We start from the raw sequence: 26,858 nt of genomic DNA on the forward strand, positions 1-26,858 counted from the left end.
TTCCGGGCTGGCAAGATTCCCGCGCGGTACAGTTCGGCGAGGTCACCCGTGTGTGGCCTTCTTGAACGGCCCTCTCTCGCCTACTGTCGAAGCGAGGGGACGGCGAATTGGGAGTCCGCGTGCCTGAGACCTGCGACGTCGTGATCATCGGTGGTGGCGTGATCGGCTGCGCGATCGCGCACCGGCTCGCCGCGCGGGGCACGAGCGTGGTGCTCGTGGATGCCGGGCAACGTCTCGGGCTCGGCGCATCCGACGGCGCGATGGGCGGCATCCTGACCCAGACGGAGCCCTCCTGCCTCGGCCCGCTCAGCACCGTCATCAAGCACAGCCGCGACATCTACCCGGAATGGCTGGAGGAGATCCGCGCCGCCTCCGGCGTCGAGGTTCCGGTGCTGGACGGCGGCGACATCCAGGTCGCGCTGGACGAGGCCGAGATGGAGCGCCTGGAGTCCAAGGTGCTGCCGCAGTGGAAGAACTCGCCGTTCGCCGTCGAGCGGCTGACGGCGGCCGACGCCAGGAGTCTCGAACCGCTGCTGAGCGAGCGCGTCGTCGGCGGGTTCCTGCTGCCGGAGGAGCTCGCGCTCGACCCGCGGGTGCTCATGGCCGCCCTGACGGGAGCCGTGCTGTCGGGCCGTACGCCGATCCGGGTGCTGAGCGCGGCGCGCGCCACCGACCTGCGGACCGGGCCCCACGGCGTCGAGGTGGACCTCCACGACGGCCGGCGGGTGTCGGCGGAGCAGGCCGTCGTCGCGGCCGGACACCTGAGCGAGGTCTTCCTGCCTCGCCACCGCGCCCACCTGTTCCCCATCAAGGGCGTGGCCTTCGACGTCCGCCCGCCCGGAGCCGCCACCTACCCGCTGCGCCACCACATCTTCGCGGAGATCAAACAGGACGGCCGGGAGTACTTCCCCTATCTCGTCCCCCGACACGACGGCAGGGTGGCCGTCGGCGTCACCTATGAGGAGAACGTGGGGGACGTGACGGTGACCGCCGCGGCGATCGAGGAGATCCGCCGGGGCGTCGCCGCCCTCATGCCCACGGCGGCCACCTGGCCCATCGGCCGGCGCTGGGCCGGACTGCGCCCGGGCAGCGCCGACCACATGCCCATCCTCGGCCACGTGGACGACCACGACCGGGTCGTGGCGGCCACCGGCCACAGCGGCCTCGGCGTCACACTCGCCCCCATCACAGCGGAACTGGTGACGGCCCTGGTCGCCGGGACCGCCGGCGCCCGGGAGAAGGATCTGCTCGCCGTCTGCAGGCCGGACCGTCCCTTCCCGCCCGCGCCGTTCACGCCTACGCCGCCGGTGTCGCCGCCTCCCACAGTTCGCTGAACCGCTCGGCCCGCTCCCGCACCCTCTCCTGGTCCTGCACGAGGATCGTGCTGTGGATCACCGGGGCGATGCCGTCGCCGACCTGCGGGGCGGGGTTGGACTCGTAGTAGACGACCCCGTCGAACAGGATGAAGTCCGACAGTGAGCCGCGCAGCAGGGGCGGCGCGTCGGCGAGGAGAAGCGTGCGCACCTCGATCCCGCCTGTGGTCTGCCACTTCCACACCCGGCGGAACGCCTCGGAGTCGAGCCGCTCAGAACGATCCACCACGAACACCCGGCGCACCCGCGCCCCGCGCTGGACGAGGTCGCGCTGGAGCTTGACGTAGCGCTGCCCGAGGTCGGTGTGCCAGAAGCCGCCCTCGAACTCGGTGTCGCGGGCGTCCACGCTGCTCAGGCTGATCGCGTCGAGGCTGACTCGGGTGTTGCGCGCGAGCGCGAGCAGCCAGTCGCGGTCCTCGCCCTCGTACAGCGCGTACCTTCCGTCGGCCAGCTCGCCGAGGAACTTGGCCATCCGGGTGACCTCGTGGTGCACCAGGCTCTTGACGAGGTCGGGCATGTCGTCGCGGATCTTGGCGGCGTTCTGCACCAGCTCGGCCACGCCCCTGGTCTGCAGCGCCGACATCTCCATGAGGCCGAACAGCTTGCTCGCCTCGTTGATCCTGGAGAAGCTGTCGGCCACCAGCTCGTGGGTCTTCGTGTGCTGCTTGCGCTGCTCCTGCAGCACGGTCTCGAGCTGGTCGTCCACGTCCGTGAGGAACTGCACGACGAAGGCGACGCCGCTGATGAACGTCGCGAGCAGCAAGCTCCACAGGTCCTCGTTCGGCCCGTGGATGAGGGCGTTGCTCACGAGGTAGCTCACGCCGCCCACGAGCATCGTCACGAGGACCTTGCGCACGATCCTCGGGACGAGCGCCGGGGACGGCTCGGGTGCTGCTCCGGTCACGGGTCACCTCCGTCCGGCTTCGGCGGTCGCGCTGAGCAGGGCCAGGGTGTTCATCGCGACCTGGTCGCGGACCCGGTCGACCAGGGAATGCCACTGCCGGGTGAACCCCGGCCGCCGCTCCAGGCTCTCCCAGAACGGCGTCAGCCACTCCTCGACCCGGGCGGCGGGCATCCACAGGTGCAGGAGGTGGTCGATGGCCGGTGCCAGGCGGGCCACCGCCTGGGCTCCCGGCGTCGCGCCGATGCGCGCCCGCTCGACGACGACCAGCAGCGACGTCAGCAGCCAGTCGTGCGTCGCCAGGTCCTCGCACAGATCGACCACGGCGGGGGTGAACGGGCCGGGATGCGTCAGGCGCAGCGTCCGCTCCTGCTCGGTGTGCAGGGTGAACCGGATCGACGGCTCGCCGGTCTCGGCCACCCACCGCAGGCTCGTACGCGGGATCTTGAAGGGGGCCCGCCGGTCCAGCAGCGGGGACGCCTGGACGAGGTCGAGGAAGCGCCCGCTGACGGCCCCAAGGTTGAGGCAGGCAGAGTCGAGGCGGCCGGGCGCGGCGTCGCCGGTGAACCCTTCGGCGAGGTCGGCCTCCTTCGCCTTCCCCAGGACCTCCACGACGCCCGGCCGGGCCAGGTAGTGCGACCAGGGCAGCCTTCGGTCGGCCTCCGAGCGCACCACCCGGACGTACGACGAGCCCTGGGCCACCCGGCCCCCGGTCACCGCGCAGCGGGACACGACCGTGCCGACGCCCCTGATCCGGGAGCGGGAGGCGGTGGGCAGCGCGCAGTCCACACCGGTCAGCCGCTCCGGCGACAGCGCGTGGACGATGGGACGGCGGGAGACCCGCACGGTCTCCCCGGCCGTGATCCCGAGCACCTGACGGCACGTCGACTCGGAGATCTCCCCGGAGTTCTGCAGCAGCCCGGTGTGGACTTCCCCCATCACCAGCATCGGGCCGCCCTCATAATCGAAACCCCTCAGACGAAGACGTAGGAGATGCGGTCGACGAGCTCCTCTTCGAGCCGGACTCCCTCGCTCTCGCTCCGGGTGGCGACCTGCCGCAGGACCTCGTCGTCCACCGCGACCTGGCTCAGGATCGTCCGTACGGCCAGCTCGACGGGCAGGAACCGGGGGGAGAGGACGGACAGCGTGGTGTACGCGCTGAACGGCGCGGCCTGGGGGTTGAGCCGGACGACCGCGGGCAGTCCGTCCCAGTCGCGGGGCCAGCCGCCGTCCAGGGCCACCGGAGGGAGCGGCACCCGGCCGTCACTGCGCAGCAGCCCCAGCCGCAGGAGCTGCCAGACGGCCGCGAGGAAGGGGCACGACCAGGTGCGCCGCGGCCCCTTCTCGTCCCACAGCTCGACGTCCACGAAGATCGAGTGGCCGCGTTTGGCGTTCTGGGCGGGAGGCTCCCACGGCCGGGCCTTCCCCATCGCCTGCATCGGCGCGGTGCGGGGCGAGCGGGAGCCGTTGCACAGCCAGCCCGTCTCCTTCACGGGCGGGCGCGACCCGTCGGTCTCCGGCGGCGGGTCGTCGACGAGCCGGTCCTCCACCAGCCGGGCCAGTTCGACACCGCCCGATTGGGCGCAGGCCGACTCGCGGGCCAGGTAGTCGATGGACAGGTCGTGCTCTGCCGCCGCCTCCAGGACCATCGGGACCAGCTCGGCGGGGGTGCTGAAGCGGCTGAAGTAGTCGTCCACGAGGAAGCAGGTGCTCACCCGGGCCCTGCCCCCGGGCACCCGCTCCCGCCATAACGAGCGGACCGTGGCGAGCCACGGCGCGACCCTGCGGAACTGCTCGCGCAGCCGGTCGGGGCCCGCCTCGAAGTCCTCCATGTAGAGGTGCCCGAGTTCGACGGACACATGGGAGAGCGGGACGGAGGCGATCCTGCGCTCGGCCGCCACCTCGCCGAACGTCGCGTGCACCGGCGTCACAAACCCTCCCACGCGCTGTCGTCGACGATCTTCTTGGCGAGTTCGTCGAAGGCGGCGGCGGTCTCCGCATTCGCGATCTTGCTGGCGAGCACGTCCTCGTCGGTGATGAGCTGCTCGCGCCACTGCAGGACCGGGTCCAGGGGGACCTTGCCGAGCATGGCCGTACGGCCGACGCCGTGCCGGCCGGCCAGCTCGCGCAGCTCGCTGTCGCACGCGCTCAGCCAGGCCCGCTGCTCGTCGCGCAGCCCGACGAGCTCCGCCGCGTCCGGCTCGAGGACGGCCGTGCGCACGAAGCGGATACGGTCGCGCAGGTCCTCCGGGTCGTGGCCGAACCTGGTGCCGACGTCGAGCAGCCCGTCGGCTCCGGTGACGAGCCCGTCGGCCGCGATGATGTGCTGGCGCGTCCAGCGGTGGAAGACCAGCCAGCGGAACGGGATCGCGGGCATCCGCACGGTCGCCGCCAGGACCAGCTCCGCGGTGAACGACCGGCCGGCGCTGACGTCGACCACGCACAGGTCGAACTCCTCCTCCAGCCGCCCGAACAGCTGGACGCAGCCGCCGACGATCTCGTCGGTGAGGGCCGACAGCTCGCCGCCGCCCTCGCTGCCCGGCAGCAGCACGAGCCGTCCCGCGCCGGGCGGGCGGGCGCGCAGCCCCTCGCGGTCGGACTCGGCCCACACGTCCACCCGCCGCGGCTGCGGGCACTCGCCCCGCAGGTACTCGTGCAGGCCGTTCTCCCGTGTGCCGCGGGCCACCGCGCTGACGCTGAAGATGGCCCCGGCGGTCGGCGAGCCGAAGTCGAAGTCCAGGTAGCAGACGTCGTTGCCCTGCAGGGCGTGCCGGTACGCGATGTTGGTGCCGGTGACCGAGCGCCCGGTCCCGCCCTTGTCCGAGATCGCGAACACGAGCATCTAGATCGCCTCCGACGCGCTGTCGCGGGCGGTGGCCAGCCGTTCGAGGCCGAGCAGGGCGTCGTTGATCAGCGCCTGGGCGGTGGCAGGCCGGTCGCTGACGATCGTCCTGGCCCGCTGCAGCGACGCCTGGATCGAGCGCAGCTTGGGCTGCACCGTCTGCCCGCCCACCAGGGGCCGGGTGACCAGCTCCTGGTCCAGCAGGTGTTCGGCCTCCCCGAGCATCTGGAGGGCCAGCTCGACGAGCTGGGGGCTGCGCAGCGGCGGCTCCCCGCTGGACGTCGCGGCGGAGACGAGGAACTCGACGACCCGCTCGCTGAAGTACCAGGACGGCTCCTCGTGGTGCACCTGGATGTCGGCGAAGACGCTGCCCGGCTGGTCCCACAGGCCGGTGGCCGGGCCGTCCGCGTGACGGCGCAGCATGATGTGCCGCCAGATCTGGTCGGCGAGGGCGAGCAGCCGCTCGCGCATCCGCGTGTTCTGTGCGATGGAGGCGGCCCAGATGGTCCGTTTGAGCAGCGTGATGGCGAAGTCGGAGACGACCCACACCAGGTGGGGGCCGAGCGTGTCGCTGCCGTACAGGTTGATCGGGACGCCGGGGGAGTGCATGAGCACGGGAGGGTCGCCCGGCACCGCCCTGCGGGTGATCCTGGCGCGAACGGCCAGCTCCTCCAGCACGGCGGCGACGCGGCCGAGGTCCACGTCGGCCGCCCGGTTGCTGACCAGGCTCTGCACCACCATGGCGGTGACGCCGAGGCTGTAGTAGTCCGACTCCTTCTCGTCGACCGTCCGCCAGGGGATGTCCTCCAGCGGCCAGGTGCCCCGTCCGTACGTCGCGATGGTGCGCCAGTAGGACTGGGTGAGGTCCCAGCGGCGCTGGATGGCCTGGGCGAGGGTGATCTGGTCGTCGTTGAGCAGGCTCAGAACGCGGGTGCGGGCGGAGAACAGGTCGGCGATGCCGACGAGGGCGTTGACGGTGAAATACAGGAACGGCGTGTCGGCGGCCACGCCCTTGGGCTGGGGGCCGATGTCGAGCGGCGTGACGATGTCGGGGGCGTCCTTCACGATGCCCCAGGTCCAGCCGCACTCGAACAGCAGGTTCTCGTTGTCCAGGTCGACCTGGCTGCCCGAGCCGATCGTCAGGTCGCGCAGGCCGGCCCGCACCGGCCGCAGCTCGCGCCGCAGGTCCTCGAGCACGCGGCGGGTGGGCGCGCCGGTCTGGTTCACCGTGCGCAGCAGTGCGCGGCCCGCGGTGGAGCCGGGGTCGAACGCGTTGACCGTGAAGCTGCGCAGCAGGCCCGCCATCGCGGCCGACAGCCGTTTGCTGGCCAGGTCCTCCAGCTCGCGGATCTCGCGGCGGATGGACTCGCGCCGCACGCTCTGGCGGAAGACCTTCAGGAAGCCGAGTGTGCCGAGCGCGAGCGTGACCGACATGGAGAAGGAGTCGACCACGTCGAGCTGGAGTTGCTCGGGAGCGACCTTCGTCTCGTCGTCCGCCGAGCGGAAGTAGCTGCCTCCGGAGAACAGCGGGCGGCCGTCGTCGGCGGTGTACGTGCGCAGATACTGCCCGATGACCTTGAGCAGCAGCTTGGGGATCTCCACCGAGTCGCCGAGGACGGACAGCGCGGTCAGCACGTCGTCGGCCGTCTCGTCCGGCGTGTCAAGGCGGAAGCCCGGCAGTTCGGAGGCCGGATACATGAAGCACAGAAGCTGCTCCGCGTCGGAGATGGAGTTCGACCCGTCCCGGCCGCCCCATGCCCAGACGCCGTCCCGGTAGGAGGCGCGCGCGGCCGCCTCCCACAGCTCCAGAAGCTGCTGTCGCGGCTGGAGTTTCATTCGTGGCCCTCTCTGCGCTGCGCCGTCCTTGCCGCGCCCTTTCCGTATCGCCGTGGGCGCGGAAATGGGCGCTCGTGTGGCCGGGCGGGACCGAGGCCGGGGTCCCCCAGACCCTCCCTAGGGGTTTCCTTTTCCGATTCAGGTGGAGACGGAACTACCACAACCCTTATACCATTGGATTCCTGCTCCGTCGCCTGGACCATCCGTGGTATTTCGTACGCCGCCTGATTGTCGTGATTGAAGAGATACCGCAGAGAAAACCAGGCATATATGTCCTAAGTCTGAGAGATATCTGAAATGTCCCAAACCGTGGCTCCTGGGGATATAACGGACTGTCCTCCCGTGAAGCCGCGGCCGGCGGCCGGGGCCGCGCGACGAGGCGAGACGATCCTGGTGACCGGGACGGGCATCGACCTGACACTCCTGGAGCCGCTCGAGCGGCAGGGGTACACGGTGCGGCGGCTCCCGTCGATGCCGGACGAGGACAAGCTGATCCGCGAGATGCAGGGCGCGGTCGCCTACCTGCACGGCGGAGAGGAGCGGGCGACGGCGTCGGCGCTGGAGGAGGCGCAGGAGACGCTACGAGTGGTGGCCTTCCTCGGCGTGGGCTACGAGAACTTCGTCGACGTGGCGGCCGCCGACCGCTTGGACATCGCCGTCACCAGCACGCCGGGGGCGGCCACGGACGCGGTCGCGGCGTTCACCGTCGCGCAGATCATCAACGCCAACTGGCGCATACCGCAGTACCTCGGCAACCACTTCCCGGGCTGGCAGGGCCCCAAGGAGCTGCCCCGCGAGCTGGCCGCCCGCACGATCGGCATCGTCGGCCTCGGCGCCATCGGCACGCGGATCGCGGAGATTCTCAGGCGGGGTTTCGATGTGCCGGTCGCGTACTACAACCGCACGCGGAAGGAAGCGCTGGAACGGGAGCTGAAGATCTCCTTCCTGCCCCTGCACGAGCTGGCCGAGCACAGTGACATCCTCGTCGTCATGGTGCCCGAGACCGAGAAGACGCGGTCGATGATCGACGCTGGGGTGATCACGCGGATGCGCCCGGGGACCGTCCTGGTCAACACGGCCCGGCCAGCGGTCGTCGACCCCATGGCGCTGTACGACGGAATGGTGGAGGGCAGGGTCGGACTGGCCGTATTCGACGGGTTCTACGGGCCCGACTCGCGCGCCGCGGCCCGGTTGCTGGCCGAATTCGGCCAGCAGTTGCTCGTCACCGGCCATATCGCCTCCCACACCAGGGAGACCATGGACCGGATGGTGCGCCAGGCCGTGCGGTCCATTGAGAATGTGCTGACGTACGGATCGGACGAACACGAGGTGGGATCGCGTCCCCGGCCCCGTTTTCGATACCCGGAGGAAAAAATCCGGCACGCGGAGCGGTAGGGCGATGCGTGGAAGGGGAAACCATTTGGGAAACCCAAGGGAAACCCCTCCGCTCTCCCGGGAAGTGATACGTGGACGGCCATGACCCGATCCCCCCGGCGGGGACGATCACGACGCCCACGGGGGCGCGCGCCCTGGTCGAGGCGCTGCGACTGCACGGCGTCGACACGATCTTCGGCATTCCCGGCACCCACAACCTCGCGATCTACGAGGAGCTCGACCGGGCGGGCGTGCGATGCGTGACGCCCCGGCACGAGCAGGGCGCGGGATACGCCGCCGACGGGTACGCCAGGGTGACCGGCAGGCCCGGCGTCGTCGTCACCACCACCGGCCCCGGTGTGGTCAACGCGGCCACGGCTCTCGGGCAGGCGTACTCCGACTCCTCCCCGATCCTGCTCGTCTCACCGGGCGTCCCCACCGCCCATCCCCGCGACGGCCGCGGCTACCTGCACGAGAGCAGGGACCAGTCGCGGGCGATCGACGCGCTGTGCGCCTGGAGCCACCGCGTGACGACCGTGCGGGAGATCCCCGCCGCGGTCGCCCGCGCCTTCGGGCGGTTCGCCGAGGGACGCCCCCGGCCGGTCCACGTCGAGATCCCCTTCGACCTGCTCGATCTGAAGGGCCAGGTCAAGATCGTCCCGCCGTACCGGATCACTCGCCGCAGGCCCGATCCGCCGGCCCTCGACGCGGCGGCCCGGCTGCTGCGGGCGGCGCGCCGCCCGGGTTTCGTGCTCGGCGGCGGCGCCCAATGCCCAGGTGAGCGGCGCCCGGACGACGAGCCGCCGGTGGGGCGTCTGGCGATGCGCCTGGCGGAACGGCTCGGCGCGCGGGTCGTGACCACGGTCAACGGCAAGGGCGCGGTGCCGGAGAGCCATCCGCTGGCGCTCGGCACCACGCTGCACCTGGCGGCCGTACGCCGATGGCTCGCCGCATGCGACGTCGTGCTGGCCGTCGGCACCGAACTCGGCCCGGCCGATCTGTGGGACGACGCCTTCGCCCTGTCCGGCCACCTCGTCCGGATCGACATCGACCCGGGGCAGATGCACGGCGATCACGTGGCCGACGTGTCGATCGTCGCGGACGCGGAGCTCGCCATGCGCGGGCTGGCGGAACGGCTCGACCGGCAGGACGCCGTGCCGTCGCCGCGCCGGGAGCCGGATTCCGGCGCGGGCCACGAGGCGGAGCTCGAAGAGCTCACCCGCAGGTGGTCCGGCCAGCTCGCGGCCCTGCGCCGGGCCCTGCCGCCGGAGACCGTCGTGGTGGGGGACAACTCGATGTTCGTCTACCACGGGGCGCTCGTCGGCATGCCGATGGACCCGCCCGGGCGGTTCCTGTTCCCCACCGGGTTCGGCACGCTGGGCTTCGCGCTGCCGGCCGCCATCGGCGCCAAGCTCGGGCGGCCCGACCTTCCCGTGGTGGCGCTGGCCGGCGACGGGGCCTTCCAGTTCAGCCTGCAGGAGCTGGCCACGGCGGTGGAGCTGGAGCTGAGCCTGCCGATCGTCGTGTCCGTCAACGGCGGCTTCGGGGAGATCCGCGAGGAGATGCGGGAGCGGGGCATGCGGCCGGTCGCCGTGGACCTGCACGCGCCCGACTTCCCCGCCCTCGCCGCCGCGTACGGCGCGCGGGGCCGCGCCGTCAAGACGCCGGGGGAGCTGGAGGAGGCGGTCGCCGAGGCCCTGCGCGTCCCGGTGCCCACCGTGATCGTCGTGCCGGAGGAGGAGTAGGGCGGCGGTCAGCGGGCGGGCGCGAGCGGGAGCCGCAGCACGAAGCGGGCGCCCCGGTCGCTGTCCTCGATCATGAGCGTCCCATCGTGCGCCTGGGCGATCTGGCGGGCGATGGACAGACCGAGCCCGGTGCCGCCGGCGTCCTTCGACCGGGCGGCGTCGAGCCGGGTGAAGCGCTGGAAGACCAGCTCCCGCTTGTCGGGCGGGATTCCCGTGCCGTCGTCGAGCACCTCCAGCACGCCCCTGCCGTCCTCCCGCCGCACGGTCACCGTGAGCATGGACACGGCATGCCGCTCGCCGTTGTCGAGGAGGTTGTTGAGGAGGCGCGCCAGGGCCAGCCGGTCGCCGACGACGACCACGCCGGGCGTCAGGTGCCGCACCACCTCCACCTTGCGCGACCTGCGGTCGAGCTCACGGGCGGCGAGGCCGCCGAGGTCGGCGGGCTCACGCCGGGGCGGCGCGCCGGCGTCGAGCCGGGCGAGCTGGAGCAGGTCGGTCACGAGCGCCTGCAGGCGGTCGCAACTGCTCAGCAGGGCGCGCCCGGTGGCCGGCCAGTCGGCGTCCTCGCTGTGCAGCAACGCCTCCTCGATCTCCGTCCGCATCGCGGTCAGCGGGCTGCGCAGGTCGTGGGAGGCGTCGGAGGCGAAGCGCCGCTGCCGTTCGACGGCCACCTCCGCCCGGTCCAGGGTCTGGTTGGCGGTCTCGGCGAGCCGCCGTATCTCGTCGTGATACTTCGGCACCGGCACGCGCTGGCTCAGGTCGGTCGCGGTGATCCGGGCCAGCTTGCTCGTGATCGCCTCCACCGGGCCGAGCGCCTTGCGCACGGTCTGGTACGTGCCGAGCACGGTGAGCCCGACCAGCAGGAGCGAGCCGCCGAGGAGCGCCGCCAGCAGCGGGCCGCTGACGTACCACGGCACAGTGTCGTCGGCCACGTAGATCGTCCACAGGCCGCCGGCGTTGTGGAAGCGGAACGCGACGACGACCATGCACCGGTCCGGGAACGCCGGGGAGGCGCACAGCACCTTGCTCGACTCGGGGGTCGTCAGCTCCGGCCGGAACGCGGCCATGCGCGGGCGGCCGCTCAGGGTGTCGCTGACGGAGACGATCCGGCCGTTGTGGTCGATCACCTGCACGCCGGCCAGGCTCTGGTCCAGCAGCACCGGCGGCAGCCGGTCGCGCTTGGCCTGGTAGGCGAGGCGCACGGCGGTGGTGGTGATCTCGCTGGTCTTGTACCGCTGGGCGGTGCCGTGCAGGACGCCGAGGACCAGCAGCACGGCGATGGCGCACAGGAGCGCCATCACCGCGCTGGCCAGCGCCGTCAAGCGGATCCGCACCGAGGATCCCCGCCACCCGCTCATCTGATTCCCCCCGGTAATCAGATGATCAATAAGGCCTCGTGGCCGCCGCCGCGTCCCCACCCGGCTCACCTGGCACGTTATCTCTACCGATGATCGCCGCCGTGGCCGGGGACGCCGCTGTCCGGTCCCTTACCCATTCCGGCCCCGTACACAGCGGCGGCTCGCGCGCCGATGGCGCCCGGCTCACCCCGCCGCGGGGGAGCGCCCCTCGACGACGTAGCAGCCGCCGGCGAAGCCCGTCACCGCACGGCCCTGCGCCATCAGCCCGCCCAGCACGTCGCGTACGGCGTGCCGCCAGGCCTTGGCCGTCCCGGGGTCGGCGCGGCGCAGGGTCTCCACGTCCGCGGGCACGGCGACGAGCACGGCCGGTGCGTCCGCGGGCAGGGTCACCGGCCGCCCGCCCCGCTCGGCGAGCGCGGCCACCGCGCCGTCCGCCCCGGCGGGCCGGTGCGGCAGGCCGTCGCACGCCCGCGCCACCCGCGGGTCGTCCAGCCGCCACACCGCGAGGACGCGGTCGGACTCGTCGCCGGCGTTGACCGCGTCGCCCATCGGGCCGTAGAAGTCGGGCAGGTACTCCTCCGGCAGGGCGGCGAGCTTGGCCAGGTTGAAGTGGGCGTTGCGGCGCACGAGGGGATCGAAGGTCCAGGTGATCCGGCTCAGCCCGCGCTCCAGGGCCCAGGCCCGCTGGTGCAGCTTGAGCGCGAATCCGGCGCCGGGCCGCACGGCTCCGGTCACGTGCGAGTGCAGCGCCTGCCCCGCGGGCGCCGCGAGGAAGCCGACGGCGGCCCCGACGAGGTTCGGGCCGTCGAACGCCCCGGCGACGTACCCGCCCGCGTGGGTCAGCGCCCGCATCAGCTCCGCCGTGACCGGCGGGTTCCAGGGCTCCGGACGCCAGATGCCGTCGAACAGCCGGACCACGCTCTCCAACTCGGCGACCGTGCGCAGCTCGGCGATCCGCAGGCCGCGCCGCGCGGCGGCCCCCGCCGCCTGGTCCCAGGCGGCGACGCGGTCATACCGGTTCACACGGTCTCCCCTTCACGCGGTCTCTTCGGCGGCCTGCCTCGTGCCCTGTGTCATCGCGCCCTGCGCCGTACCGTCCGCGCCGAAGGGGCCGGTGATCGGCCCGCCCGACAGCACGTACGCGGCCAGCGCCGCGACCAGACGGGCGCGGACCGGCATCTCGGCGACCAGGACGTGCTCCTCGGCGGCGTGCGCGCCGCCCCCCACCGCGCCGAGGCCGTCGAGCGTCGGGCAGCCGACGCCCGCGGTGAAGTTGCCGTCCGAGCCGCCGCCGACCGACACCCCGCGCAGCGGCGCCATGCCCAGCTCGGCGGCGAGCCGTACGGCGACCTCGAAGAGCCCGGCGGAGGCGGCGGGGTCGAGAGGCGGGCGGTTCGGCCCGCCGCGCAGCTCCAGCCGGACGCCCGGGGTGCGCGGGGCCAGCGCGCGCATCAGCTCGTCCACCCGCCGCTGCGCCGCCCGGTCCGGCACGCGTACGTCGACGGCCACCCGGCCGCGGGCCGGCACCGTGTTGGTGCTCGTCCCCGCGGTCAGCATGGTGGGCGTCACCGACGTCGCCCCCGCCCTGGACGACGACTCGACCTGGGCCGCGATGCCCGCGATGGCCAGCACCTGGTGGGCCAGCTCGACGCCGGCGTTGGCCCCCAGCTCGGGTTCGAGGCCGGCGTGCGCGGCCCGGCCGTGCACGGTCAGCTCATACCGCGAGATGCCCTTGCGCGCCGTCTTCAGCGCGCCGCCGTCCGCGCTGGCCTCCAGCACGAACGCGGCGGCGCACCGCGACGCGATCGACTCGATCAGGGGGCGGGAGGTCGGCGAGCCGAGCTCCTCGTCCCCGACGACGAGCACGGTCAGGCCTTCGGGGGACGGCAGCGAGGCGACCGCGTGGAAGAGCTGCACGAGACCGGCCTTCATGTCGAACACGCCCGGCCCCCGCGCCACCCCGTCCCGCACCGACCAGGGGTGCTCGCGCAGCGTGCCGACGGGCCAGACCGTGTCGTGGTGGCCCAGCAGCAGGACCCGCGGCGGGCCGAACGACCAGCGCAGGTGGGTGACCCCGTCGATCACCAGGGTCTCCGGCTCGGCCCCCAGCAGCCTGCGGCCCAGTGCCCCCACGACGCGCGCGCTGCGCGCCACCGCCTCGTGGTCGGTGGAGTACGACTCGCAGAGCACCAGCTCCTCGAGGTCGGCCAGCATGGCCTCCAGGTTCACCGCCGCGGCCGTTCCCGAGCCGTACGGCCCAGCTCCGCGCGGAACAGGCGCATCACGTTGGCGCCCAGGATCTTCTGGATCTCCTCGTCGGAGAAACCCCGCTTGACCAGCGCGTCGGTCAGCAGCGGCAGCCCGCGCGGGCCCTCCAGGCCGGGGATGGCGGCCTTGGAGTCGATCCCGGAGTAGCTGAAGCCCTCGCAGCACGGCGGGGTGAGGTCCTCGTACACCTCGCGCACGAAGTCGGGGCCGAGGCCCACGTGGTCGATGCCGGCGACACCCGCGATGTGCTCGATGTGGTCCACGAGGTGGTCGACCGTGGCCGAGCGCGCGTCCTCGGTGAGGAAGGCGGCGAGGAAGTTCACGCAGACCACCCCGCCGCCCGCGGCGACGCCCCTGAGCTGCTCGTCGGTGAGATTCCTGTGGTGGTCGCGCAGGGCGCGCGCGGAGGAGTGGGTCGCGATGACCGGCCGGGTCGCGATCTCCAGCACGTGCGCGACGCCCGTGGCGCCCAGGTGCGAGATGTCGAAGAGCATGCCGAGCCGCTCCATCTCGCGCAGCGCCTCGACTCCGTGGCTGGTGAGCCTGGAGCCGGTGCCGTCCTGGCCGCTGCCGTCGGCGAGAGGCGTACGGCCCCAGTGGGCGATCGAGGCGACGCGGACCCCGAGGCGATGCAGGGTCGGGATCAGCTCGACGCTCTCGTCGATCCCCGGCATGCTCTCCAGGGCCAGCACCAGGGCGATCCTGCCGAGGGCGAGGGCCTCGTCGATCTGCTGCCCGTCGTGGCACAGCGCCACCGCGTCGGGGTTGCCCTCGGCCAGCGTGTGGGCGCACTCGATCATCCGCAGCGTCTGGCGCAGCGCGCCCTCCGGGCGGAACTGGCTCTCCACGAACACGGGCAGCACCTGCACGTCGACCCCGCCCTCGACGAGCTGGGGGAGCCACCGCTCGCGGAAGAACGAGGCCCATGTCGCGGGCGGCCGGGCGGAGACGGCCATGAGCAGGTCGTTGTGGGTGTCGGCGACCACGGACCTGACGTGCAGGCTCTGCTGATCAACGGGCACGCTGGCATCCTTCCTGGCGGCGAGGCGTCAATGGGGACGTTACTCTTCCCGGATGGTTCCGCCAGCAGGCTGTAGTGTGCGCGGGTGGAATCGATCTCCTGCACCCTCGCCGAGGTGGTCGAGTGCCTGGAGGCGCTGTACGACCCCTCGTGGGCCGAGTCCTGGGACGCGGTGGGCCTCGTCTGCGGCGACCCGGAGCAGGCCGTACGGAAGGTCCTGTTCGCGGTCGACCCGGTCGCCGCGGTCGTGGACGAGGCCCTCGGCTGGGGGGCCGACCTCGTCGTGACCCACCATCCGCTCTACCTGCGCGGCACCACGAGCGTGGCCGCCACCACCTTCAAGGGCCGGGTCGTGCACCGGCTCATCCGCGGCGGTGCCGCGCTCTACGCCGCGCACACCAACGCCGACGTCGCCGACCCCGGGGTCTCCGACGCGCTCGCGCGGGCCGTCGGCCTGACGGGGGATCTGCGGCCCCTCCAGCCCTCCTCCGAAGACCCACGCCGCGGGCTCGGCCGGATCGGGGAGCTGCCCGCCCTGATGCCGCTGCGGGAGTTCGCGGCGCTGGCCGCCTCGGGCCTGCCCCGTACGGCCGGGCCGCCGCGGGTCGCGGGCGACCTCGACCGGCCGGTGCGGACCGTCGCCGTCTGCGGCGGCGCGGGCGACTCCCTGCTGGGTACGGCCAGGGCCGCGGGCGTGGACGTCTTTCTCACGGCCGATCTGCGGCACCACCCGGCCAGCGAGCACATGGAGGCGGACGGGCCGGCGCTGGTCGACGCCTCCCACTGGGCCACCGAGTGGCCGTGGCTCACGGACGCCGCCCGGCGTCTGACGTCAGCGTTGGCGGCCAGGGGCATTACTGTTGAGGCGCGCGTCTCAGACGCCGTCACGGACGCCTGGACGGCGACGACCACCGACTTGGACCCCCGAGCATCTTGAGGGATTTGGGATGAAGGCCGCACCGGAAGCACAGAAGCGTCTGCTCGATCTCGCTGAGCTCGACACCAGTCTCGACCGGCTGCGGCACCGCCGCCGCACCCTGCCTGAGCTCGCCGAGATCGACGAGCTGTCCAAGAGGCTGGCCCAGGTCTCGACGCAGATCATCGCCGCCGAGACCGAGGCCGGCGACCTCGCCCGCGACCAGGCCAAGGCCGAGTCGGACGTGGACGCCGTACGCGTCCGGGTCGACCGCGACCAGAAGCGCCTCGACTCCGGGCAGGTCTCCTCGCCCAAGGACCTGGCGAGCCTCCAGTCCGAGCTCGTCTCGCTGCGGCGCAGGCAGTCGGACCTGGAGGAGGTCGTGCTGGAGATCATGGAGCGCCGGGAGGCGGCCGACGCCCGGGTCACCACCCTCAGGTCCGACCGCGAAGAGGTGACCGGCACGCTGCGCGCCGCCGAGGACCGCCGGGACGCGGCGTTCGCCGAGATCGACAAGGAGGCCGGCGAGCAGACCACCGGCCGGTCCGCCATCACCGCCGACGTTCCCGCCGACCTGCTCGGGCTGTACGAGAAGATGCGCGAGCAGTCCGGCGTCGGCGCCGCCATGCTGCACGGCGGCCGGTGCCTCGGCTGCCGTACGACCCTGTCGATCGCCGACCTCAACCGGATCCGGGCCGCCGCCCACGACGAGGTGGTCCGCTGCGAGGAGTGCCGCCGCATCCTGGTCCGTACGGCCGAGTCGGGTCTGTGACGGTCGCCGTGGGGTTCATCGTCGAGGCCGACGGCGGGTCGCGGGGCAACCCCGGCCCGGCCGGGTACGGCGCGGTGGTCAAGGACGACGCCGGGCGGGTGCTCGCCGAGGCCGCCGAGTCGATCGGCACCGCGACCAACAACGTGGCCGAATACCGCGGCCTGATCGCCGGGCTCCGGGCGCTGCTCGCGCTCGGCGCTGAAGGCGGGCAGGTCGAGGTGCGGATGGACTCCAAGCTGGCCATCGAGCAGATGGCCGGCCGATGGAAGGTCAAGCACGAGGGCCTGCGGCCGCTCGCCCTGGAGGCGGCGGCCCTGGCCCGGCGGTTCCGGGTCACCTGGACGTGGATTCCGCGCGAGCGCAACAGCCACGCCGACCGGCTCGCCAACGAGGCGATGGACGCCGCGGCCCGGGGGGAGACCTGGCAGGCGAGCGAGATCACCTCCGCGCCGGAGTCCGCTCCGGCCGTCGAGCCCGGCGCCGAGCCGCCCAACACCGACGCGCCCTCGCTGTTCGATCACGCTCCCGGCGCCCAGGCTCCCGCCGCCGCCGCCGGGGAAACCGCCGGCGGGCGCACGAGGACCTCTGGTGCGGCCGGTGTGGGGACCGCGGATGGACGCGCGGGCGCGGCGGCCGGAACCGCGACGTCTCACGACAGGCGCGGGCACGGATGGATGCCCCGGGCCACGCGCGTCGCCACGTCCCTGCTCCTGCTCAGGCACGGGCAGACACCGCTGTCGGTGGAGAAGCGGTTCTCCGGGCTGGGCGACCCGTCGCTCACCCCCACCGGGCTCGCGCAGGCCGAAGCCGCCGCAGGGCGCCTGTCGCGGCAGCCGTACGAGGTCGAGGTGATCGTCTCCTCTCCGCTCGCGCGCGCCCGGCAGACGGCGGAGGCGGTGGCCGCCCGGACGGGCCTGACGGTGCTGGTCGACGACGACCTCCGCGAGACCGACTTCGGCGAGTGGGAGGGGCACACGTTCGCGGAGATCCAGCAGCGCTGGCCCGGCGAACTGGCGGCCTGGCTGGCCGATCCGGACGTCGCGCCGCCCGGCGGGGAGAGCTTCGCGTCGACGGCCCGGCGGGTCGAGCAGGCGAGGGACCGCATCGTGAAGGCCCACGAAGGCCGCAGCGTCGTCGTGGTCTCCCATGTGACCCCGATCAAGATGCTCGTACGCTTCGCGCTCGGGGCTCCGCCCGAGGCCCTCTATCGGATGCACCTCGACCTGGCCTGCCTGTCGGCGATCGACTACTACGCCGACGGGCCCGCCGTCGTACGGGCGCTCAACGACACCGCCCACCTTTCCTGACGCCGCCTACATAGGGGGCGATCCGCCGCGGCGACCCGGCCGCGTCCTCAGTCATGCCCTTTTTCGTGGGGCTCCTGTACGCGCTCCCGGAGGACCGTTACGTCGTCGACGCCCGGCGGCTGGCCGACGCCCTTGGCGATCCGCGGCCCGCCGCCCGAGTGTCCCCCTGGTTCGGCTACGCCCCGCTGGACCCGGACCATCTGGCCGGGTACGACGGGATCGTGTTCGTCCAGGACGTTCCGCGAAGCTAGAGCAGGCCCGGCGCCCCTCGCCCGGCCGAGGAGAACCTTCACATGATCCTCGGCCGGGGCGGGGAATGAACCGGGAGCCGCTAGGCTTACCTTCACGGTGGACGAGCCGGCCGGGCGGCCGCGTCAGGGCCTCTGGGCCCTGCCGAGGAAGGTCCGGGCTCCACAGGGCAGGGTGGTCGGTAACGCCGACCCGGGGTGACCCGCGGGACAGTGCCACAGAAAACAGACCGCCCCCTTCGCGGGGGTAAGGGTGAAACGGTGGTGTAAGAGACCACCAGCGCCCACGGTGACGTGGGCGGCTCGGTAAACCCCACCCGGAGCAAGGTCAAGAAGGGGCGTTCTCCGGAACGTCCCGCGCGCGACGTTCGAGGGCTGCCCGCCCGAGCCGCGCGGGTAGACCGCTTGAGGCCGCCGGCAACGGCGGTCCTAGATGGATGGCCGCCGGTCAGCCGTCATGGCTGACCACAGAACCCGGCCTACAGGCCGGCTCGTCCACCTGCCGTCTCTCTGAGCTGGACCTGCTCCCGACTCACTCCTCCTCGGGGCACATCGGGGGCACATCGAGGGCGGAGCGGAACGCAGCATCCAGGGCCGTGCGAGCCCGCTCCGAGGCTTCCGGCACGAGATGCCCGTAGAGATCAACCGTGGTGGTGGATGGTCCCGCGATCGGTCTGTATCGAGGTGGAACATCAAGACATAGGCGGGAACACCGATATCACGATGTTCGACGGCCCGATTGCCCGCCTGGTGAACCATGAGCCGACGAAGTCGGGGCAGATGGGTTCACGGTTGATCGTCGCCGGTGACCGGCGCGACCCGGCGCATCCCGTCCTTACTCACGACCTCGCACCAAGGCAAGGGCGCCGCTACGGCGACCATGGATCATGACGAGCCCCTGCGCCACCACGATTGCCGCCACCAATAACACCGAGCTGAGCATCGGCACGCTGTCGACCGGTAGCTCGTACGCCATGATCACCCGGCCGATCGCGTCGAGCATGAACGCCCCGCCCCAGGCCATGCTGGCCAGCACCAGCCACCGGTGGAACACCGGGCTGGACCGCCACAGGTCCTCCAGCCGCCGGGCGGCCCCAGGAGGCGTCACCTTGATCGTCAGATCGAGCAGGAACGGCCGGTCCAGCAACAGGGACGCCAGGATCCATGTCCCGATCGCGGCAGTCAGCCAGCTCTCCCGCGCCAGCAGAGCCCGTGGATCACCGGACAGCAGCGCCACCAAAGACGACAGCACCATCGCGGCGATCACGAACACCGCCGTCGCATCGAGGCGGCGCTGCCGTACCCAGGTCAGCATGATCCCCACGGCCGGTGCGATCCCCGACGCCACCAGCGCAGCCCACTGTGACAACCCGGCTGCCCGTCCGCCGTAGAACACCACCAGCGGGATCACCACGTCCAACGCCAGCGCCACCGCTGCGCTCCCACCCGCTCCTGAACGCCAACGGCCACCCGGGTGGGCCCCGGAGGACCCCGTTGGGGGTTCGTCGCCTGTGTGCCGGTTCCCCGCCTGGTCGCCTTGCCAGGCGTCCCCTGAAGCCGATGTCACGTGTGATCCTTTCTGGTCGCCCGGTCGAACAGCTCGACCAGGTCGCGGGCATAGGCATCGAGGTCCAGGTCGGGTATCGCGGTCAGCTGTGGGCCGATGGCGTCGATCGCGGCGCGGATGGTCATGGCCATGGTTCGCGTCTCGAAGTCGGTGAAACAGCCCTCCGCCTGTCCCCGGCGCAAGAGGTCCTGCAGGGGCGTGAGGCTGGCCCCGTAGACGGAGGCGTCGTGCCGCAGCTTCGTGCGGCCGTCGTCCTCGGCGAAGCTCATCACGATCGCGAGCAGCGCCTTGACCTGTTTGCGATGGGTAGCGATATACCGCACGTTCGCCTCGATGTACGCCCGTAGTTCGGCCGCTGCGCCGGACTCGGGAGGCACTCGGGCCGCCATGAACTCCGCCCCCTCGGCCAGCACCGACTCGAACACGTGGTGGATCAGCTCGTCCCGATTGGCGAAGTGGTAGAAGATCGCCGCCTTGGTGATCCCGGCGCGGCGGGCGATCTCCGCCAGGGACGCCTTGGGCAACCCCACGTCCACGATCGCGTCGATTGCGCACTCCACGAGCTGCGCCCGTCTTGCCTGGTCGACGAAGGTTCGCGCTTGCTTACCGGCTGGTTGATAATCTGACCGCACGGTAAGGAGGCTACCAGCACCCGGCAAATCCAGGTAGGCCTATCGGGGCTCGGCTCACTTGGAGAGTCGGCGATAGCAAATGAGGCTGCGGCGATGGCAACGTCGAGGCAGGGCCGACGTCGTCCGGGAGCACTTGTGGGGGCACGTGGCTCGGAAAACGACGACCAGCATGACAACGAACGGAAGCGTTATCGCAGGTCGCTTGTGGTGTAGGACGATTTCACGCAGGTAGCAAGCCTGCGGAATCAGAACCCGGCCCACAGGCGACTCGTCCACCTTCGGCCTCCCTGACCTCGTGCTCCGGAGTTCCAGCGCGTGCGAACCCGTTTGGGGGCGGCCGCCGTAGCCCTGGCGCGGCTCAGCGGTCCGTCATGTCGATGCCGTTGCACCGGCCTGCCGCCTCCCAAGCTCACAGCCATGCCGAAATTGGTTCGCGTGGCGGACCCCCGAGCGCCTAGCGTGGATCTCCCTGTGGGCGCGGAGGACGTGCCCTGTCTGTGGCTTTGAATCAGCAAACGGAGGTGCGGAGCGGAATGACTTGTCGCCTTGTCGCGCTCTGCTTCGACGCGCACGACCCGCTTCGTCTCGCGCGCTTCTGGGCCGGCGTCCTGAATTGGGAGATGGCCGACGACCCCCAAGACGGCATGGCGCTCCTGCCGAGCGATGACACCGGGTTCCGGATCCGGTTTCTTCCGACTCAGGAGCAGAAGGTCGGCCAGAACCAGATGCACTTCGATCTGACGAGCACATCCCTCAAGGACCAGCAGCAGACTGTGGCGAGGGCGATCGAACTCGGCGCCCGGCACATCGACATCGGTCAACGCCCGGATGAGGATCATGTCGTGCTCGCGGACCCCGAAGGCAACGAGTTCTGCGTCATCGGGCCGGACAACGCCTTCCTCGCCGACTGCGGATTCATCGGAGCGCTTGCGTGCGACGGTTCGCAGGAGGTCGGATACTTCTGGAGCGAAGCGCTGGGCTGGCCGTTGGTCTGGGATCAGGACCAGGAGACCGCGATCCGCTCGCCGCACGGCGGTCCGAAGATCACTTGGGGCGGTCCGCCGCTGATGCCGAAGACCGGGAAGGAGCGGCTGCATTTCGACCTCGCTCCACCCGCCGACGGTGATCAGCAAGCGGAGGTAGAGCGTCTCATCTCCCTCGGGGCAACGCGCATCGACATCGGTCAGGGCGACGTCAGCTGGGTGGTCATGGCCGATCCCGATGGCCATGAGTTCTGTGTTCTGACCCCGCGATAGCGAGAACAGGTCTCGGGTAGCCGGCGGGGAGGCGGCCCGGCCGTCGGACGAGATGTCCGCAGGGATCGACCGTCGTCGTGATCGACTCGTGGCCGAGCCACCGGGAAGACCTCGGCGATCGGAACGCGCTCCGCAAGGGCGTGTCGCGAAGGTGCGCCGCACGTCGTGAAAGGCGGTGTCGGGACCGGCCCCTTCGATCGCGGATTTCGCGTTCCACCGAGGGCACGGATCAGCTCAGGTCGAGAATCCTTTCCCCGTCGCGTTCCCGTTCGCGAGCAGGATGTCAGGGAGTTTGAACGTGATCCCCGGTGAGACGATCTGACTGTCTACGGCTGGCCCGGAAAGAACATGGGCCCCTCGCCCCAGAACGCATCCCACAGCAGCGCCAGCGCCAAGAAAACGCCTGCTCCGATCGCGGCACCCAACAAGAGAGTTACCACGATCAGCTTCACCAGCGCGTGCGGAGAGCGCCGAGTTTGGCGCTGGGGAAGCGTCATACCAATAATCCTCCGTCACCAGTCCCGACTGGTCAATCCTGTTCCAGGAGAGGTCCGGGACACTTGGGCACATGGCTTCGCCAGACACCGGCAGGCGACGGCGGGCCTCAGAAGGCACTCACTGGATGGTTGGGCTCAAGCGGTCGCCCGGTCTCGGGGTCCAGGACCACCACCTGCCCGCCCCAGAACGCCCGGTCGTCGTCCGGCCGGTCGTCCAGACGCACGTGCGAGGGATCGACCCGGATATCCGAGGGCAGGCGTCATCGTGTTCGGAGCTGAAGCGCTCCACCAAGGGCCACTCACGAGTCAGAAGGCCGTCGTTCTTACCGACCACGAGCGCCAAGTCGGGAGTGATCCAGTCGTCGTACAGAACAGGCGCCTCCAGCCCGCTGCCGGCACATCCTGCGTGACGACACCGGCGGCGACTCGCGATCTCGTTCGACAGTGCGATGTTCTCCGGCGGCGCGCGCCGGGGACGTTCGTTCTTCCACGGGATCTGGCCTGACCACGGACCGGTTTGTATGGTCCACTCCGGCAGGCTGGCCTCGTACCGGAGCAGATTCCGCCTTTCTAATCAGCCTCACCCCGGAACTCGACTATTCGCCCGTCCTGAATGCGGTAGGACGTGAGGCCCGTCATCGTGAGTCAGGTGCGCGGAGCCTTTTCGGCCAGTTGCACCAGTTTGAGTGCCAAGAACAAGTGCTTGTACTTGGTGCCGGAAACAAAGGCGTATGTGCTGATTTTAGCTGTCCATGGGAATTGATGCGGATGGGGTAGGGAACCTCACAGACGTGACATCGCTCCGCCACCTCCGTGAATGCCTTGGCGAACTCGATGAGCTGGAGCGCAGCATCAAGCACGGCATCGACAACATGTCCGGCAAGCTGTATCGGGCCATCGACTGGCAGCGACGGTTCGAGGCCGACGTGTCGCACGAACTGCGCACCCCGATCGCGGGACTGCGGGCACAGTTGGAGGAGGCCCGGCTGCATCCCAGCGAGATCGACGTGGAGGACCTGCTCGAACGCGCGCTCAACGACGTGGAACGTCTGCAGGCGCTGGTCGACGACCTCTACCTGCTCGCCCAGCTCCAGGCCGCCGCGCAGCCGGCCAAACCGTCCCTGCTGGACCTCGGGGAACTCGTGCAGAGCGAACTGGCTCGGCGCACCGACAGGCTCGACGTGAAGGTGCAGGTCGTTCCCGGGGTTCTGGTGCGCGGTCTGGACGCGCGGCTCCGGCGAATGCTCTCCGAACTGCTCGACAACGCGCAGCGACACGCCAAGACAGCCGTGTTCGTCCAGGTCCGGCGTACGGCCGACACCGCGGAGCTCGTCGTGGCCGACGACGGCGACGGAATCGGGGAGGAGGATCGGGAGCGGATCTTCGATCGCTTCACCCGCCTCGACGCCGCCCGCTCCCGCGACCGCGGTGGGACCGGCCTCGGTTTGGCCATCGTACGGAACATCGCCTACGGCCACGGGGGCAAGGTGCGCGTGGAGCGGTCAACGTCCGGCGGTGCCGCCTTCGTCGTCCAGCTCCCATTGGCCTGACCAATCCCTCGTCGGAATCACGCACATCCGCGATGCGAATGGCCGCCCGGAAGAGTTGCGCGCGATGTAGCAGGTCGATGAGGTGCGGCACCGGGAAGCTGCAGCCGTTGACGTCCTAGTGCACGCGGGAGTCGTCGGGGATGGTCTCGGTCCAATGCGCTTCGAGCCTGTCCAGTTCGGCCACGAGGTCGACGCCGGAGCCGTTCGGGCTCAGGAGAAGCGCTCGACGGTCACGGGGACCGGTCCCGCGTGGCGCATCGCCGTCGTCAACCGCCGCAGCAGCGGCCCGAGAGACTGGCCGGACGCGGTCCCCAGATGGGCCGTGAGGTCGAGGCAGCAGGCGACGCCGGGCCCGATCCGGCGTACCTCCCAGGTGAAGATGTCCGAGTCCGTTCGCAGGTCACCGGTGCCGATGACCCGGGTCCGCGGGTCATCGGTCTCCCCGGCGAACGTCACCACGTCCGCGAGGCGGGGAAGGTGCGGCTCGCCGGCGAACAGGACGCGGTAGACCCGCGTGTCGTGGAACCCGTCGGGGACCCGCGGCGGGCTGAGGCGCAGGGGAGGCGAGTCCGGCAGAGGCTGGTGGTCCTGGAAAAGGGCCCGCAACCGCGTCTCGCCGGGCAGTTCGCCCCCGCCGAGATCGCGGTACGCGGCCTCGGCTTCGGGGCGGCTCACCGCACGGGCCCGGGCGCGCAGGTCGGGATCCTCGCGCATTGCGCGCCCGAAGGCCGCGGAACTCCACCAGACGCCGTCGGCCGCGGTCCATCCGGCGGTGTCCAGGCCGATGGTCCTGAAGTCGCCGGTGAGTGCGAACTCCTCGACGACGACTCCCTCGGCCGGGGCTCCGTCCGTGCCCGTCGACATGATCAGGTAGTAGTCGAGCGATTCGGGCGCGGCCGTGACGGCTGCCCGCTCGCGCCCGCGTATGTCGCTGGTCATGGGGGCACCCTACTGACCCTCGGTCGTCCATACGCGGGGGCGGACGGCCCGTCCGGCGCCCCGGGGAGTGGGGCGACGCTCACCATCTCGGCGACCGACGCCGAGTCGGGCGTGGCCACGGTGGAGTACTCCCTGGACGGGCAGCCGTTCGCGCTGTACTCCAAGCCGGTGGCGGTGGGCCGGCCGGGGGCGCACACCGTGGGCTACCGGGCCACCGACAAGGTGGGCAACACCTCCAACGTGGGCACGGTGAAGTTCACCGTCGTCGGCGCCGGGCCCGGCTCGGACTGCACGAAGCCGGGCAAGGGCAACGGCTGCGAGACCGGCTGACCTCGTCAAGCCGGCAGGCGACCTCGGCCCGTCACCGGGCCGAGGTCGCCTCCTCTCGTCGAGCGGGGCTCACCCTCAATCGGCCCGGAAGGGGTCGTGCTCGGCGAGGAGCTTGTCGATCCGGGCCTGGTCCACCCGGCTGACGACGCTCGACTCCTCCTGCCGGTCTCGTACGCACTTGGCCAGCGTGAACGTCGAGGTCACCATGTACATCAGCCCGATGGCGAGAAACGAGCGCACCCAGGCCGTGACCGGGAGGTAGAGGATGCCGGCCGCCAGGGCCGCGAGGGAGATCGCGAACGAGATAACGGCCTGGATGTAGAAGGCCGTCGTCGTCGAGGGTTTCACCGGTTGCGCCATGCTGCCATCGTCCGCGACGTACGCCCGCCGGGACATGAGCGCCGATACTCAGTTACCGGTGAGTACGATCGCCCGCTCAGTGGTCCGGATGCAGGGCGTTGCCGATGTACATGGCCGCCAGCATGGTGAACAGGAACGCCTGCAGGAACTGGATGAAGATCTCCAGTCCGGTCATCACGACGGCCATGGTCACGCTGACCAGGCCCACCGGGAACGCGGGCACCGTGGGGTGCTCGACGAGGAACCAGAACCCCACCGCGCTGAAGAACGCCAGCAGCAGATGCCCCGCGAACATGTTCGCGAACAGCCGTACGGCATGCGTGAACGGCGCGAAGACGAACGTGTGGAGCAGTTCGATGGGCGCGTACAAGACGAGGGCGAGCGGCTTCGGCAGGCCGGGCGGGAACATCTGGCTCTTGAGATATCCGCCCACCCCGTGGTGCCGGAAGCCGAGATAGAGCTTGATCACATACACGACCAGCGCGAAGACGGCAGGGAAGGCGATGTGGGAGTTCACCGGGAACTGCACTCCCGGGATCACGCCGAACAGGTTCCACAGCAGGATCACCGAGAAGAGGCTGAGCAGGAACGGCATCCACCTCTCGGCGTCCGCGCCGAGGAACGGCCGGGCCGCCTGGTCGCGGACGAACAGGTAGCCGTACTCGCCGAGATGCTGCAGGCCGCGTGGGACCAGCGACGGCCGCGCGAACGCCCCCCAGGCGAGCGCGCACAGCAGGACCACTCCGACCGCGGCCAGCACAACGGGCTTGTTCAGCCAATGGGGCGCGCCGGACCACAGGGGCGGGAAGTCGAACAGTTCGAGACCAGGAGCCGTGAAGTCGTCCCTGGCGAGGGTTGCGGGCATGGGGAATCCCCTCGTCCGGCAGTCCAAAAAACTGAGTACGGCGTACTCACTTTGTCGATGTGAGCCTACATACCAGGTACGGTGTACGCAATAGCGTGACGACCTGGGACGATCAACGATGACGGGCCACGAGAACCTGTGGATGCGACCCGAGCGCCCCGCCCGGGGGCCGCGGCCGAGCTTCAGCCGCGCTGCCCTCGCGCAGGCCGCGATCAGGATCGCCGACGCCGAGGGGCTGGAGGCGATCTCCATGCGCCGCCTCGCCGCAGATCTCGGGGCGGGCACGATGTCCCTGTACCGCTACGTGACGGGCAAGGACGAGGTGTTCGACCTCATGATCGACACCGCGGTGAGGGATTACCTGCCGGAGGACCGGCGGCCACCGGACGACTGGGTCGAAGGGCTTCGCCTGCTCGCCTGGCAGGTCCGGCGCACCATGCTCAGTCACCCGTGGCTCGCACCGCTGGCGGCCGGTCGCCCGCAGACCGGCCCGAACAGCGCGCGGCTGATGGAGACCGCCCTCGGCATGCTCGACGGCCTCAGCCTGAGCATCGACGAGATGCTGACCCTCGTCGGCGCGGTCTTCGCGTACGTGAACGGCTACATCCAGAGCGAGCTGGCCGAGGCCGATGGGATTCGGCGGACGGGGCTCACGCTGGCCCAGCGGCTGGCCCGGCACCTGTCCTACATCCAGTCGCTCATCGCAACGGGCAACTATCCGATGCTGGAGCGGATGACGAAGGAGGCCGGGCGGGAGTACACGGCCAGTGACGATCGCTTCGCGTACGGCCTGGACCGGCTGCTCGACGGCCTCGCCGCGGGTCTGCCGCAGCGCGGCGGCCCGGAAGGGCCCGCGTCGTCACGGTGACGCCGACGTCCTGTCTCGGAGGCGGGCCCGGCC

The 26,858-nt window shown here is 71.0% G+C and carries 26 protein-coding genes and 1 other RNA gene; 12 read left to right on the plus strand and 15 right to left on the minus strand.

The annotated features are described in order from the left end of the window. The first annotated feature begins 119 nt into the window (after positions 1–119). Positions 120–1,334: an NAD(P)/FAD-dependent oxidoreductase gene (locus tag ACQEVJ_RS12230; protein ID WP_433100265.1), complete on the plus strand. Its 1,215-nt coding sequence runs from the start codon at positions 120–122 to the stop codon at positions 1,332–1,334. Here ACQEVJ_RS12230 and ACQEVJ_RS12235 read toward each other — a convergent pair. The 5 genes from ACQEVJ_RS12235 to ACQEVJ_RS12255 are packed head-to-tail and all read right to left on the minus strand — an operon-like array spanning position 1,297 to position 6,952. Further along, positions 1,297–2,277 carry a hypothetical protein gene (locus ACQEVJ_RS12235; protein ID WP_433100267.1) on the minus strand — a complete coding sequence of 327 codons (981 nt, stop codon included), beginning with the start codon at positions 2,275–2,277 and terminating at the stop codon, positions 1,297–1,299. The two genes, ACQEVJ_RS12230 and ACQEVJ_RS12235, sit on opposite strands and share 38 nt — an antisense overlap. 3 nt (positions 2,278–2,280) lie before the next feature. Next, a complete protein-coding gene (locus ACQEVJ_RS12240; RefSeq protein WP_433100269.1) occupies positions 2,281–3,213 on the minus strand; it encodes an SCO2521 family protein in 933 nt (310 codons plus the stop codon). Between the two features lie 35 nt (positions 3,214–3,248). Beyond that, the gene (locus ACQEVJ_RS12245; RefSeq protein ID WP_433100271.1) at positions 3,249–4,205 is read right to left on the minus strand and encodes an SCO2522 family protein; all 957 of its coding nucleotides are present in this window, start codon (positions 4,203–4,205) and stop codon (positions 3,249–3,251) included. Continuing rightward, positions 4,202–5,116, minus strand: coding sequence for an SCO2523 family variant P-loop protein (locus ACQEVJ_RS12250; protein ID WP_433100273.1), 915 nt, complete (start codon positions 5,114–5,116; stop codon positions 4,202–4,204). The genes ACQEVJ_RS12245 and ACQEVJ_RS12250 overlap by 4 nt, the downstream gene beginning before the upstream one ends. After that, positions 5,117–6,952: an SCO2524 family protein gene (locus ACQEVJ_RS12255; protein WP_433100275.1), complete on the minus strand. Its 1,836-nt coding sequence runs from the start codon at positions 6,950–6,952 to the stop codon at positions 5,117–5,119. It abuts the gene before it with no gap. A gap of 342 nt (positions 6,953–7,294) precedes the next feature. Here ACQEVJ_RS12255 and ACQEVJ_RS12260 point away from each other — a divergent pair, with 342 nt between their 5' ends. Both ACQEVJ_RS12260 and ACQEVJ_RS12265 read left to right on the plus strand, forming a co-directional pair. Further along, positions 7,295–8,347 carry a 2-hydroxyacid dehydrogenase gene (locus tag ACQEVJ_RS12260; protein ID WP_433100277.1) on the plus strand — a complete coding sequence of 351 codons (1,053 nt, stop codon included), beginning with the start codon at positions 7,295–7,297 and terminating at the stop codon, positions 8,345–8,347. Between the two features lie 71 nt (positions 8,348–8,418). Continuing rightward, the gene (locus tag ACQEVJ_RS12265; RefSeq protein WP_433100279.1) at positions 8,419–10,071 is read left to right on the plus strand and encodes a 5-guanidino-2-oxopentanoate decarboxylase; all 1,653 of its coding nucleotides are present in this window, start codon (positions 8,419–8,421) and stop codon (positions 10,069–10,071) included. Positions 10,072–10,079: 8 nt separating this feature from the next. Here ACQEVJ_RS12265 and ACQEVJ_RS12270 read toward each other — a convergent pair whose 3' ends face one another. From ACQEVJ_RS12270 to ACQEVJ_RS12285, 4 genes are all read right to left on the minus strand, one after another. Continuing rightward, complete coding sequence (locus tag ACQEVJ_RS12270; protein ID WP_433100281.1) at positions 10,080–11,405, minus strand: HAMP domain-containing sensor histidine kinase; 1,326 nt, start codon at positions 11,403–11,405, stop codon at positions 10,080–10,082. A gap of 207 nt (positions 11,406–11,612) precedes the next feature. Beyond that, the gene (locus ACQEVJ_RS12275; RefSeq protein WP_433100283.1) at positions 11,613–12,452 is read right to left on the minus strand and encodes a GNAT family N-acetyltransferase; all 840 of its coding nucleotides are present in this window, start codon (positions 12,450–12,452) and stop codon (positions 11,613–11,615) included. 12 nt (positions 12,453–12,464) lie between these two features. After that, positions 12,465–13,643 (minus strand): M20/M25/M40 family metallo-hydrolase, encoded by a 1,179-nt coding sequence (locus ACQEVJ_RS12280; protein WP_433100285.1) that lies wholly within the window; start codon positions 13,641–13,643, stop codon positions 12,465–12,467. Between the two features lie 11 nt (positions 13,644–13,654). After that, positions 13,655–14,719, minus strand: a complete 1,065-nt coding sequence (locus ACQEVJ_RS12285) for a dipeptidase (protein ID WP_433100287.1) — start codon at positions 14,717–14,719, stop codon at positions 13,655–13,657. Positions 14,720–14,803: 84 nt separating this feature from the next. On the opposite strand from ACQEVJ_RS12285, the gene ACQEVJ_RS12290 reads away from it, so the two are divergent. The 5 genes from ACQEVJ_RS12290 to rnpB all read left to right on the plus strand — a co-directional run bounded on the left by ACQEVJ_RS12290 (position 14,804) and on the right by rnpB (position 18,459). Further along, positions 14,804–15,655 (plus strand): Nif3-like dinuclear metal center hexameric protein, encoded by an 852-nt coding sequence (locus ACQEVJ_RS12290; protein ID WP_433100289.1) that lies wholly within the window; start codon positions 14,804–14,806, stop codon positions 15,653–15,655. 10 nt (positions 15,656–15,665) lie between these two features. Further along, positions 15,666–16,406 carry a zinc ribbon domain-containing protein gene (locus ACQEVJ_RS12295; protein ID WP_433100291.1) on the plus strand — a complete coding sequence of 247 codons (741 nt, stop codon included), beginning with the start codon at positions 15,666–15,668 and terminating at the stop codon, positions 16,404–16,406. Next, positions 16,403–17,713: a bifunctional RNase H/acid phosphatase gene (locus tag ACQEVJ_RS12300; RefSeq protein ID WP_433100293.1), complete on the plus strand. Its 1,311-nt coding sequence runs from the start codon at positions 16,403–16,405 to the stop codon at positions 17,711–17,713. Before ACQEVJ_RS12295 ends, ACQEVJ_RS12300 begins: the two co-directional genes overlap by 4 nt. A 53-nt stretch (positions 17,714–17,766) precedes the next feature. Next, complete coding sequence (locus tag ACQEVJ_RS12305) at positions 17,767–17,964, plus strand: hypothetical protein (RefSeq protein WP_433100295.1); 198 nt, start codon at positions 17,767–17,769, stop codon at positions 17,962–17,964. Between the two features lie 102 nt (positions 17,965–18,066). After that, positions 18,067–18,459: RNase P RNA component class A (gene rnpB / locus ACQEVJ_RS12310), an RNA gene on the plus strand. Positions 18,460–18,796: 337 nt separating this feature from the next. Here the strand turns inward: rnpB and ACQEVJ_RS12315 are convergent. Together ACQEVJ_RS12315 and ACQEVJ_RS12320 are read right to left on the minus strand one after the other, a co-directional pair. Then, entirely contained in the window at positions 18,797–19,393 is a 597-nt protein-coding gene (locus tag ACQEVJ_RS12315) for a VC0807 family protein (RefSeq protein WP_433100297.1), read from the minus strand. 131 nt (positions 19,394–19,524) lie between these two features. After that, the gene (locus ACQEVJ_RS12320) at positions 19,525–20,088 is read right to left on the minus strand and encodes a TetR/AcrR family transcriptional regulator (protein ID WP_433100299.1); all 564 of its coding nucleotides are present in this window, start codon (positions 20,086–20,088) and stop codon (positions 19,525–19,527) included. Between the two features lie 569 nt (positions 20,089–20,657). On the opposite strand from ACQEVJ_RS12320, the gene ACQEVJ_RS12325 reads away from it, so the two are divergent. Then, positions 20,658–21,416 (plus strand): VOC family protein, encoded by a 759-nt coding sequence (locus tag ACQEVJ_RS12325; protein ID WP_433100301.1) that lies wholly within the window; start codon positions 20,658–20,660, stop codon positions 21,414–21,416. A 326-nt stretch (positions 21,417–21,742) separates the two neighbouring features. On the opposite strand, the gene ACQEVJ_RS12330 is transcribed toward ACQEVJ_RS12325, so the two are convergent. Continuing rightward, entirely contained in the window at positions 21,743–21,913 is a 171-nt protein-coding gene (locus tag ACQEVJ_RS12330; protein ID WP_433100303.1) for a hypothetical protein, read from the minus strand. A 791-nt stretch (positions 21,914–22,704) separates the two neighbouring features. Between ACQEVJ_RS12330 and ACQEVJ_RS12335 the strand changes: the two genes are divergently transcribed. Then, a complete protein-coding gene (locus tag ACQEVJ_RS12335; RefSeq protein WP_433100305.1) occupies positions 22,705–23,463 on the plus strand; it encodes a sensor histidine kinase in 759 nt (252 codons plus the stop codon). Between the two features lie 210 nt (positions 23,464–23,673). Here the strand turns inward: ACQEVJ_RS12335 and ACQEVJ_RS12340 are convergent, their stop codons facing one another. Further along, entirely contained in the window at positions 23,674–24,402 is a 729-nt protein-coding gene (locus ACQEVJ_RS12340; RefSeq protein WP_433113343.1) for a hypothetical protein, read from the minus strand. Positions 24,403–24,486: 84 nt separating this feature from the next. Between ACQEVJ_RS12340 and ACQEVJ_RS12345 the strand changes: the two genes are divergently transcribed. Next, positions 24,487–24,732, plus strand: a complete 246-nt coding sequence (locus ACQEVJ_RS12345) for an OmpL47-type beta-barrel domain-containing protein (RefSeq protein ID WP_433112669.1) — start codon at positions 24,487–24,489, stop codon at positions 24,730–24,732. Positions 24,733–24,807: 75 nt separating this feature from the next. Here the strand turns inward: ACQEVJ_RS12345 and ACQEVJ_RS12350 are convergent, their stop codons facing one another. After that, the gene (locus ACQEVJ_RS12350) at positions 24,808–25,092 is read right to left on the minus strand and encodes a YiaA/YiaB family inner membrane protein (protein ID WP_433100307.1); all 285 of its coding nucleotides are present in this window, start codon (positions 25,090–25,092) and stop codon (positions 24,808–24,810) included. Positions 25,093–25,168: 76 nt separating this feature from the next. Beyond that, on the minus strand, positions 25,169–25,957 hold the full coding sequence (gene atpB, locus ACQEVJ_RS12355; RefSeq protein WP_433100309.1) for a F0F1 ATP synthase subunit A: 789 nt from the start codon (positions 25,955–25,957) through the stop codon (positions 25,169–25,171). 118 nt (positions 25,958–26,075) lie between these two features. On the opposite strand from atpB, the gene ACQEVJ_RS12360 reads away from it, so the two are divergent. Further along, the gene (locus ACQEVJ_RS12360; RefSeq protein ID WP_433100311.1) at positions 26,076–26,825 is read left to right on the plus strand and encodes a TetR/AcrR family transcriptional regulator; all 750 of its coding nucleotides are present in this window, start codon (positions 26,076–26,078) and stop codon (positions 26,823–26,825) included. The last annotated feature ends 33 nt before the right edge of the window (positions 26,826–26,858 follow it).

Origin of the sequence: Microbispora sp. CA-102843, from assembly GCF_050936215.1 — a bacterium.
Classification (GTDB): Bacteria; Actinomycetota; Actinomycetes; order Streptosporangiales; family Streptosporangiaceae; genus Microbispora.

What these genes read in the sequence shown, in the direction of transcription:
- ACQEVJ_RS12250 (WP_433100273.1), bottom strand. Translation starts at nt 5,116, where the DNA reads ATGCTCGTGTTCGCGATCTCGGACAAGGGCGGGACCGGGCGCTCGGTC.
- ACQEVJ_RS12295 (WP_433100291.1), top strand. Translation starts at nt 15,666, where the DNA reads ATGAAGGCCGCACCGGAAGCACAGAAGCGTCTGCTCGATCTCGCTGAG.
- ACQEVJ_RS12340 (WP_433113343.1), bottom strand. Translation starts at nt 24,402, where the DNA reads ATGACCAGCGACATACGCGGGCGCGAGCGGGCAGCCGTCACGGCCGCG.
- ACQEVJ_RS12305 (WP_433100295.1), top strand. Translation starts at nt 17,767, where the DNA reads ATGCCCTTTTTCGTGGGGCTCCTGTACGCGCTCCCGGAGGACCGTTAC.
- ACQEVJ_RS12255 (WP_433100275.1), bottom strand. Translation starts at nt 6,952, where the DNA reads ATGAAACTCCAGCCGCGACAGCAGCTTCTGGAGCTGTGGGAGGCGGCC.
- ACQEVJ_RS12350 (WP_433100307.1), bottom strand. Translation starts at nt 25,092, where the DNA reads ATGGCGCAACCGGTGAAACCCTCGACGACGACGGCCTTCTACATCCAG.
- ACQEVJ_RS12280 (WP_433100285.1), bottom strand. Translation starts at nt 13,643, where the DNA reads ATGCTGGCCGACCTCGAGGAGCTGGTGCTCTGCGAGTCGTACTCCACC.
- ACQEVJ_RS12360 (WP_433100311.1), top strand. Translation starts at nt 26,076, where the DNA reads ATGACGGGCCACGAGAACCTGTGGATGCGACCCGAGCGCCCCGCCCGG.
- atpB (WP_433100309.1), bottom strand. Translation starts at nt 25,957, where the DNA reads ATGCCCGCAACCCTCGCCAGGGACGACTTCACGGCTCCTGGTCTCGAA.
- ACQEVJ_RS12240 (WP_433100269.1), bottom strand. Translation starts at nt 3,213, where the DNA reads ATGGGGGAAGTCCACACCGGGCTGCTGCAGAACTCCGGGGAGATCTCC.
- ACQEVJ_RS12330 (WP_433100303.1), bottom strand. Translation starts at nt 21,913, where the DNA reads ATGACGCTTCCCCAGCGCCAAACTCGGCGCTCTCCGCACGCGCTGGTG.